Annotated in this window: 11 protein-coding genes, 1 tRNA gene and 1 pseudogene; 5 read left to right on the forward strand and 8 right to left on the reverse strand. The window is 63.0% G+C overall.

The features are described from left to right. From QZT63_RS03985 to QZT63_RS04010, 6 genes and pseudogenes are all read right to left on the reverse strand, one after another. Nucleotides 1-794: guanine deaminase (locus tag QZT63_RS03985; RefSeq protein ID WP_290648786.1), on the reverse strand; the 794-nt coding region annotated here is incomplete at its 3' end. A 230-nt stretch (nt 795-1,024) separates the two neighbouring features. After that, nucleotides 1,025-1,177: a hypothetical protein gene (locus QZT63_RS03990; RefSeq protein WP_290648805.1), complete on the reverse strand. Its 153-nt coding sequence runs from the start codon at nt 1,175-1,177 to the stop codon at nt 1,025-1,027. Nucleotides 1,178-1,220: 43 nt separating this feature from the next. Continuing rightward, a pseudogene (locus QZT63_RS19955) lies at nt 1,221-1,622 on the reverse strand (hypothetical protein); the annotation flags it as partial. 367 nt (nt 1,623-1,989) lie between these two features. After that, entirely contained in the window at nt 1,990-2,385 is a 396-nt protein-coding gene (locus QZT63_RS04000; RefSeq protein WP_290648788.1) for a DUF423 domain-containing protein, read from the reverse strand. A 144-nt stretch (nt 2,386-2,529) separates the two neighbouring features. After that, nucleotides 2,530-2,919 (reverse strand): PAS domain S-box protein, encoded by a 390-nt coding sequence (locus QZT63_RS04005; protein ID WP_290648789.1) that lies wholly within the window; start codon nt 2,917-2,919, stop codon nt 2,530-2,532. Nucleotides 2,920-3,266: 347 nt separating this feature from the next. After that, nucleotides 3,267-3,342: transfer RNA gene (locus QZT63_RS04010), tRNA-Glu, on the reverse strand. A gap of 100 nt (nt 3,343-3,442) precedes the next feature. On the opposite strand from QZT63_RS04010, the gene pcnB reads away from it, so the two are divergent. From pcnB to panC, 5 genes are read left to right on the forward strand one after another with little or no spacing between them, the layout of a single operon-like run. After that, nucleotides 3,443-4,774, forward strand: coding sequence for a polynucleotide adenylyltransferase PcnB (pcnB, locus tag QZT63_RS04015; protein WP_290648791.1), 1,332 nt, complete (start codon nt 3,443-3,445; stop codon nt 4,772-4,774). Then, nucleotides 4,774-5,295, forward strand: coding sequence for a 2-amino-4-hydroxy-6-hydroxymethyldihydropteridine diphosphokinase (gene folK, locus QZT63_RS04020; RefSeq protein WP_290648793.1), 522 nt, complete (start codon nt 4,774-4,776; stop codon nt 5,293-5,295). The genes pcnB and folK overlap by 1 nt, the downstream gene beginning before the upstream one ends. Next, on the forward strand, nt 5,288-5,938 hold the full coding sequence (locus QZT63_RS04025; RefSeq protein ID WP_290648795.1) for a deoxynucleoside kinase: 651 nt from the start codon (nt 5,288-5,290) through the stop codon (nt 5,936-5,938). Before folK ends, QZT63_RS04025 begins: the two co-directional genes overlap by 8 nt. 51 nt (nt 5,939-5,989) lie before the next feature. Next, a complete protein-coding gene (gene panB / locus QZT63_RS04030) occupies nt 5,990-6,805 on the forward strand; it encodes a 3-methyl-2-oxobutanoate hydroxymethyltransferase (RefSeq protein ID WP_290648797.1) in 816 nt (271 codons plus the stop codon). A gap of 5 nt (nt 6,806-6,810) precedes the next feature. Next, nucleotides 6,811-7,668 (forward strand): pantoate--beta-alanine ligase, encoded by an 858-nt coding sequence (gene panC, locus QZT63_RS04035; RefSeq protein ID WP_290648799.1) that lies wholly within the window; start codon nt 6,811-6,813, stop codon nt 7,666-7,668. Here the strand turns inward: panC and QZT63_RS04040 are convergent. After that, a complete protein-coding gene (locus QZT63_RS04040) occupies nt 7,665-8,498 on the reverse strand; it encodes a uroporphyrinogen-III synthase (protein WP_290648801.1) in 834 nt (277 codons plus the stop codon). The two genes, panC and QZT63_RS04040, sit on opposite strands and share 4 nt — an antisense overlap. Further along, on the reverse strand, nt 8,495-8,943 hold a 449-nt coding region (gene queG / locus QZT63_RS04045), incomplete at its 5' end, for a tRNA epoxyqueuosine(34) reductase QueG (protein WP_290648803.1). The genes QZT63_RS04040 and queG, both read right to left, overlap by 4 nt.

Below are 8,943 nucleotides of genomic sequence, written 5' to 3' on the forward strand. Positions count from 1 at the left end.
AGGCCGTAGTGGTCATAGACATCCAGATAGCTGCGTGCCCACGGGAACAGTTCCGCCACCCACGCGACCTCGTTGCGGTTCTCCGCCAGGTGGGTGTGCACGTAGGCGTCCGGGAACTCCGCGGCCAAACGGCCGGTGGCCTCCAGCTGCGCGCCCGTGGATGTGACCGCGAAGCGGGGCGTAATGGCGTAGCGCAGCCGGTCCACGCCGTGCCAGCGCTCCAGCAGTTTGCGGGAGTCGCGGTAGCCGGTTTCCGGCGTATCTCGAATGGCTTCCGGGCAGTTGCGGTCCATCATCACTTTGCCGGCGCTCAGGCGCATGCCGTGGGCGCGCGCCGCCTCGAAGATGACGTCGGCGGAGTGGGCGTGGGTCGTCCCCAGGACGTTGGCGCTGGTGGTGCCGTTGCGGAACAGTTCTTTCAGGAAGAACTCCGCCGTATCACGCGCGAGCTCTGGATCCGCGAACCTTGCCTCAGCCGGGAAGGTGTACGTCTGCAGCCAGTCCAGCAACTGTGCACCGTAGCTGGCTATGATGTCGGTCTGCGGGTAGTGGATGTGGGCATCGATGAGCCCGGGCATCAGCAACCGGCCACGGTAGTCCTGCACTGGCAGGTTCGCGCGATCGTCCGTGAGCACCTCCGTGGCCGGGCCGGCGGCAGTGATGTATCCCTGTTCGATGACTAGTGCCCCATCGTTGACCACGCGCAGACGCTCATTGCCCACAGCCCCGGTACAGGGTGCGGTGTCCACGAGCCTGCCGCGCAGGGCATAAGGTGTTGTGCTGTCGATGGTCATCGCTGGTTCAGCACCCGGCCCAGTGAGATCCTGCAACCCCACATGACAAGTCTTGCATACAATATCCTTTCCTTCTGGCTTATGGCCTCATTACTCATTACCAGGCTGTCATCGATCGACGCACTTCGAGCTGGCAACTGGTCATACGATTCCGTCCTGCAGGAGCCGCAAACGACAGTGAGGGCAGACCGCCGACGATGTACAGATTGATGCTGGCGGCCTGCCATCGCTCAAACCCCGAAAGCGAAATAGATGAGGCACACGACGAATAGCGTGTATATGATCGGATCGACCTCGCGCCACTTTCCGCGGAAAACCATGGTCAGCGGGTAGAGCACGAAACCCATTGCAAGGCCTGTGGCGATACTGAAGGTCAGTGGCATGGCGATTACCGTCACGAAGGCGGGGATCGCATATGCCCAGCACGACCGTGTAGGCGAAAAATGCGTTGAGTCCCATGCCTGGCGCCAAGCCAATGGGATAGTGGGCCCATAGACCCATGATGGCGCACCCCGTTGCCCCGGCGAGAGCCGTCGCTACGAAGACGGCGTCCGGATCCATCCCGGCATCGGCAAGGATGAAGGCATTGACGAACAGGATGTAGGCCATGGCGAGAAACGTTGTTACGCCGGCCATGAATTCTCGACCCAGGGTGCTACCTTGAGCCGTGATTCCGAAAAATTTGTCCATTGGTTCCCCTGGATGGTTACAGAGTATCGGTTTACCCCCGGACGAATCTGTCTCATGTAGCCCGACATGTCGTTTTTCATTGGCGATGGAACGTGGACTACTCGTCAACGCGAATGCATTCTGCACAATCCAGGCCATCTGTTCTTTGCGTGCAGGGGCGCTCCTTGGCGGCGAGTTGCCGCTGCGAATGCGCTGCTGCTGCCCTGAGGCGGTGCTGACAGCGTTGTGACCGGCGGAAAAGTGGTCGGCGGGATAACGCGCAGCTTGCGCTGATCCGGTTTTTGCCGTTACGAAAACCGAGTTCTTTCGACGGGATTGTATGCTCTTTAGCACACAGCAGCATTATGGCTATCAGCTGGTAGTTTTGCGCCTTGGTCGCATATCTACGTACGAGTTACACGCCCTTGGTATCCGGACTGTGACGCTAGGAAGGCAGATGCCATACGGGACCCGAGGGTGAGGCGGCATGAAAAAGCAGAGACGGAAACCCCTGGAGCGCGAAGGCTTAGGTATCGGCACGTGGTCTGGCCAGAAACCCGGCTCCGATCAGCACCAGCCAAGCCAGCATTAGCGTCACTCCGCCGATCGGCGTCAGGTAGGTGATGGCCTGTACACCGGTTAGGGCAGCGACATAGATGCTGAAACTAAATAGTACCGTCCCGGCCACGAATAGCCAGCCTGCTACCACCAGCAGGCGTTGAACCCGATGCCCCTGCAAGACCGCTAGCGCCAGCCCAAGCGCGGAAACGATGAGCGCCCCGACCTGGTGATAGCGGATTGCCGTCATCACCCAGCGAAACACTTCGTCATCGACCCGCGCTTGCAAGAGGTGCTCGGACGAGGCCCCGACCACCACGGACAGCAGGCCCAGCAGGCCCCCCGCAATCAAAACAGGATTCATGCGACATACTCCGTAGGCACCCAATGCAACGCGTTTGTGAGGCTGATGACTCGGCGGCACTGGTGGTATTCCTGCTAAGACCCGAGGCCGGCTGGCTCACTGGCCAGATGGTCTCCCGGCCGATGACGGTCGGGGCACGTTACGTCAGCGGTCGCTGACATCGCGCTGGACAGCCAGGTAATAGGTTGTCTGTCCATCGCTTACGACTGGCGTTACTTTCCATTCGATATCGAAAGGACTGCCGTCCTTGCGGTAATTGACCGTCTGCCCGTGGAAGGTGCGCCCGTTGCGGAGATCTTCGGCAAGCCGATCAGTTACCGTCTTTTCTGTATCCGGTCCTTGCAGGAGGCCGGGTGTTTTTCCCATCACCTCGTCAGCCTGATAGCCGGTAAGCTCGGTGAAGCGGTCATTGACATAGACGATCTCCGAACCGCTGTGGGTATCGGTGGCGCGGCTAACCATCACGGAGTCGAACGCCAAATCGGCGGCGGCCTTGAAAAGGGGGGAGGCAAGCGGATTGTCCTGCTCTTTCATCAGAGTATCCATTTGGTTGGGACTGGCCCTGCCAGCATGTGGGGTGGATTGCGGGATCGCAGCGAGCGCTGCCTTTGACAACACTTGCAAGAGACACTTTGCAGGCCAGCGGGTTCCACCATGACACGTGGGGCTTCGGCTCAACAATTACCCGTAACCGGCCGCCACTGCGCCGGCGTATCCCGGTGTGCTGTACCTGGCGTTGTCATGACTCGATTGCGGAAGGTGGGGACCGCCCAAAATGCGCGCTCGTCTCATCGAACCCATTGCGCATGCGAGTCCGGCCGCGCCCTGACTCTTATACTTGAGCCGATAGACTGCGAGCAATGAACTCGCTCACCGTTATTTGGCGCTCCCACGGGGAATCGAACCCCGGTTTCCGCCGTGAGAGGGCGGCGTCCTGGACCGCTAGACGATGGGAGCGGAATTTCCGAATGTTGCGCCAACTGCCGGAATGCGCCTGCATCCCCACAGCGAGGGTGATATTATACGCGCTCACTCTTTTGGCTCAAGCTTGGACTCTGTGACTGACCAGGAACTCGAACAACTGCGCGCCCAGGCTCGCGTGATCCCGCGCTCCGAGCACCAGGTATCCCGCAAGAACATCAGCGATCATGCGCTCAAGGTGCTCTACCGGCTGAAAAATGCCGGCTTTGAGGCCTATCTGGTGGGGGGTGGTGTGCGTGATCTGTCGCTGGGGCGCGAGCCCAAAGACTTCGACGTGGTCACTGACGCCAAACCCGAAGACGTCAAGGCGCTGTTTCGCAACTGCCGCTTGATCGGACGGCGTTTTCGCCTTGCCCATGTGTTTTTCGGCCGCGACATTGTCGAAGTCGCGACGTTCCGTGCTCTGCACGACCCCGATAACGACGACGGCGGCGGGGACGTGGCCATGGAGGATGGGCGGATCCTCCGCGACAACGTCTACGGTACGGTGGAAGAGGATGCGCTGCGGCGGGATTTCACTGTCAACTCGCTGTACTACAACATCGCCGATTTCTCCGTGGTGGATTTTGCCAACGGATTCGATGATCTGGAAGCCGGACGGTTACGCCTGATTGGCGATCCGGTCGCCCGCTATCGCGAGGATCCGGTGCGCATGCTCCGGGCCGCCCGGTTCGCCGGCAAGCTCGGTTTTACCATCGATGCGGCCGCGGGCGAGCCGATTCCGGAGATGGCGGCGCTGCTCGAGCAGATCCCCCAGGCGCGCCTCTTCGACGAGATCATGAAACTCTTCCTGGGTGGCGTGGGGGCGCAGACGTTCCACATCTTGAGGCGCTACGAGCTGTTCAGTCACCTGTTCCCGCAAACAGAGGCCGCGCTCGATAGCGACTCAGGCGAGGTCTGGGACCTGTTTATTCTGCGCGCACTGGAGAACACCGACCGGCGCGTGAACGAGGATAAACCGGTGACACCCGCATTCCTGTTTGCGGCGCTGTTATGGCCCAGCGTCGCTGAGCGCGCTGAGGCCTACGCGGTCGATCAGGGCATGAACGAGTCCCAGGCACTGCAGGAGGCCATGGGCGAAGTGCTGGCCGAGCAGCTGCAGCGGGTTGCGATACCTAAACGCTTCAGTGTGCCCATGCGCGAAATCATGTTGCTACAGCCGCGGCTCACGCGGTGCGGTGGCAAGCGTGCGACCCGTCTGCTCGGGCATCCGCGTTTCCGCGCGGCCTATGATTTCCTGCTGATTCGGGCCGCGGCGGGTGATGCGCCCCAGGAGCTCGCGGACTGGTGGACCGACTTCCAGACTACCCCGGAGCAGGAGCAGCGGACTCCGGACCCTGCAAAGCCGCGCAAGCGCCGCCGGCGCCGCCGGCGTGGCGGTGGTGAAACGCCCGTGACCCCCGGCTGATGCACGGTCGGGTCACCGCCTACATCGGGCTTGGGAGCAATCTCGAAGACCCGGTCGCCCAGATTCATCAAGCCGTTGTGGCGTTGGGCCAGCGCGAGGGGATGGAACTCGGGCCCGTATCCGAGCTCTATCGTAGCCCACCCATGGGCCCCCAGGATCAACCGGATTTCGTCAATGCTGTCGCGCGGGTGGTGACCGCCCTCGACCCCCTGGCGCTGTTGGATGTGCTGCAGGCACAGGAGCAGGCTCAGGCCCGCCGGCGAGGGCGTCACTGGGGCCCACGCACGTTGGACCTGGATCTGCTGCTCTACGGCAACCAGGTGCTCGATACCGAGCGCCTGACCGTGCCCCACCCCGGCCTGCACTTGCGGGCGTTTGTGCTGTATCCTCTCGCCGAACTGGCTCCCGGCGTTCGCATACCGGGGCGTGGATCCTTGCAGGAGCTCCTGGCGGTCTGCCCCCGTGAGGGCGTTCGTCGCCTGCGGGAAGACACAGGGAGTGGAACAAGGCCTGATGCGTGAGCGCGATTTTCCCGGGTATCTGGTGGTTGAAGGACCGATCGGCGTGGGTAAAACCAGCCTTGCACGTCGGCTTGCGGGCAGTTTCGGCAGCGAGCTGTTGCTGGAAGGGGCACAGGATAACCCGTTCCTGGAGCAGTTCTATGAGACCCCCCGCGCTGCGGCCTTCCAGACCCAGCTGTTTTTTCTCATTCAGCGCGCGGCACAGCTGCACGGATTGCGCCAGGGGGATTTGTTCGAGAGCACCCGAGTCTCCGATTTCTTGTTCGAGAAGGATTATTTGTTTGCGCAGCTGACGCTGAGCGCGAACGAATTCGAGCTCTACCAGCGCGTCTACAACCATCTGGCGCCCGATGTGCAGCCGCCGGACCTGGTGGTCTATCTCCAGGCCCCGGTCAACGTCCTGCTCGAGCGCATTCGCAGGCGTGGCATCGACTATGAGCAGCGCATCGATTTGGAGTATCTTCAGCGGCTCAGCGATGCTTACGTGGAGTTCTTTCGCCATTACGCGCGGGCGCCACTGTTGATTGTGAATGCCGCCGAGATCGATCTCGTCAACAGTGATGCCGATTATTGTGAGTTGCTGGAGCGGCTGCGCACCATCCGCAGCGGCCGCCATGTCTTCAATCCGGCACCGATCGCGTAATTCAGTGTTTCCCTTGGTTTGGGCGCTGCCCGACGACGAACTGGAGTGCTTATGGACGCCGGGGAATCCCGTAAACGCGCTGTGACCGTAGCGACGCTGGCAAAAATGAAGGCGTCCGGCGCAAAGATCGCCTGTCTCACGGCCTATGACTTTACCTTCGCCACGGTCACGGATGCAGCGGGTATGGATGTCATCCTGGTCGGCGATTCCCTGGGCATGACCATGCAAGGCTGCGACACCACCCTGCCGGTAACCATGGAGGACATGATCTACCATGCCCGGTGTGTCGCGGCGGCGCGTCCTGCAGCCCTGCTCATGGTGGACATGCCGTTCATGAGCCATGCCACCGTGGAAGACGCCTTGCGCAACGGCGCTCGACTCATGAAAGAAGGCAGTGCACAGATGATCAAGCTTGAGGGCGGGCGCGGACAGGCCGAGGCGGTTAGTCGGCTCAACGGTGCCGGCATTCCGGTTTGCGCGCACCTAGGCTTGCAGCCCCAGAGCGTGCACAAGATGGGCGGGTATCGGGTGCAGGGCCGCGAGACGAGCGAGGCCGATACCATGGTCGCCGATGCCCGGGCCTTGGCCGATGCGGGTGCCGATATCATTCTTCTGGAGTGTGTGCCGGCGGTCTTGGCCGCGCGGGTGACCCGCGAGGTGGCGGTGCCGGTGATCGGCATCGGGGCCGGCGCCGATACCGATGGCCAGATCCTGGTGCTCCAGGACGTTCTCGGCATCACCCCCGGTAGGACACCGAGGTTTTCCCACGATTTCATGGCCGAGGCGGACACCATCCAGGGAGCGGTGGAGGCGTACGTCGCAGCGGTTCGGGAAGGCCGCTTTCCCTCGGCCCAGCACAGCTTCTGACCGGCATGGAAACGTATCACCAGATCGAAAGTATGCGCGCGCGGGTGCGCGCCTGGCAGGTCGAGGGCGAGGTGGTCGGCTTTGTTCCCACCATGGGGAACCTGCACGAAGGCCATCTGCGACTCGTACGGCACGCGCGCCGTATCAGCGACCGCGTGGTGGCCAGCGTGTTCGTGAACCCCACCCAGTTCGGCCCCAGTGAGGATTTCGACGGCTACCCGCGGACGCTGGAGGCCGATAGCGAGCAGCTGCGGGCCGAAGGGACCGATGCGCTGTTCGCTCCTCCGGTCAGCGAAGTCTACCCGCGCGGGCTCGATCATGTGGTCACGATCCATGTGCCGGGCCTGTCGGACATTCTCTGCGGTGCCCACCGCCCGGGGCATTTCACGGGTGTGGCGACGGTGGTGTGCAAGCTGTTCAACATGATCGCGCCGGACCGTGCCGTGTTCGGGCGCAAGGATTTCCAGCAGTACCAGATCATCCGCCGCATGGTTGCCGACCTGAATGTGCCCGTGGAGGTCATCGGCTCGGAGACTGCGCGGGCGCCGGACGGCCTGGCGCTGAGTTCCCGTAATGCCTACCTGGAGCCGGCCGAGCGGCAAATCGCTCCGGCGCTGTACAGGGAACTCCACTGTATCGCCTCAAGCCTCAAGGCCGGGGAGCGGGACTTCCTGCAGCTCGAGGCTCAGGGCTGGGAACACCTGCGCCGTGTCGGCATGCAGCCGGATTACGTCAGCATTCGGCGCCGGGACACGCTGGAGGAGCCGGTTCCCGATCTCCCCGCGTCGCAGTTTGTTGTCCTCGGCGCCGCCCGGCTTGGCCGGGCACGGTTGATCGACAACATCGAGGTGGCGGACCTCTAGCCTTCTCCGGACTGACTCTGCATACGCGTTGCCATCTCCCGCACCAGCGGCTTCATGAAGTAACTCGTCGCCGGCGCCATGTCCGCTGGCCGGCCCCGTTGCTCCAAGGCCTCCTCCACCACCGGCCCGACCGCTGCCACCAGCGTTCGCGCCAGGCCGCTGCGCAGCGCCTCGAGCCGACCCGCATGCTCGGCGACATCCCATAACCGCTGCACCTGGGACTTGCTGGTGAAGGCGATGACGTCAATGGTCCCGGACTCCAGGGCCTCGATGAGTTCCAGCACGGCCGGGGCGTCCTGGTCGGCGAGGTAGATGTAGGGGGCCACCGGGTCCGGTTCGGCCCCGGCGTCGCGAATAGCATCCATCAGCGCCTGGTTTGGTTCCTCGCCGTAGAGTTGGACGCCGACGCGATGGCCATCCAGGTCGAGCTGTTGCAGGCTGCGGATGACCCCGGCGGTGGTGGGCTCATCGGAAAACAGGTCCGGCTTGAGACTGACACTGCGCAGTGCTCGGCCCGGTTTTGGCCCCCGGGCGATGATGCGTGGGCGCGCCAGCGCCGTCACGAAGGCCCCGTGCATGCCGGCGCGTTCGGCGAAGCCGAGCAGCCGGCGCAGGCCTTCCCCCGTGAGCAGGATCAGCCCGTCGGGCGGATGCGCGCAAAACCGCTCCAACCACTGATGGACACTCGCCTCGTCGGGGGTATCGGCGATGCGGACCAACGGACAACGCCAAGCAGCGGCGCCGCGCTCTTCCAGCATGCGGGCGAAAATATCCAGCTTCCGGCTTTCGGGGACGGCGACGGTGATTCCGCCGAGTTCCTGCTCACTCATGGACGCTCTCCTGTGTGTTGCTCTGCCACGCCGTGACGAGTCAATGCCCAGTGCACATGCTCACGGACCAGCTCGCTGGGGTGCCCGCGGCGTCGTTCCAGCGCAGCGACGACGTCAGTGGTGGTGGGACTATTGCCCAAAGCGACGGCGATGTTGCGCAGCCAGCGTTCGTGGCCGAGGCGGCGGATGGCCGAGCCTTCCGTGTTGCGCAGGAACGCGCGCTCATCCCAAAGGAAAAGCCTGATCAGAGCCGGCGTATCCAGGCCGTGTCGGGGATGGAAATCCGCCTCATCCGTGGGACGCGCGAACTTGTTCCAGGGGCATACCATCTGGCAGTCATCGCAGCCGAAGACGCGGTTGCCCATGAGCGGGCGCAGGTGCTCGGGAATGCTGCCCTGATGCTCGATGGTCAGATACGAGATGCAGCGGCGCGCATCGAGCTGAT

The organism is Aquisalimonas sp. (assembly GCF_007120195.1).
Classification (GTDB): domain Bacteria; phylum Pseudomonadota; class Gammaproteobacteria; order Nitrococcales; family Aquisalimonadaceae; genus Aquisalimonas.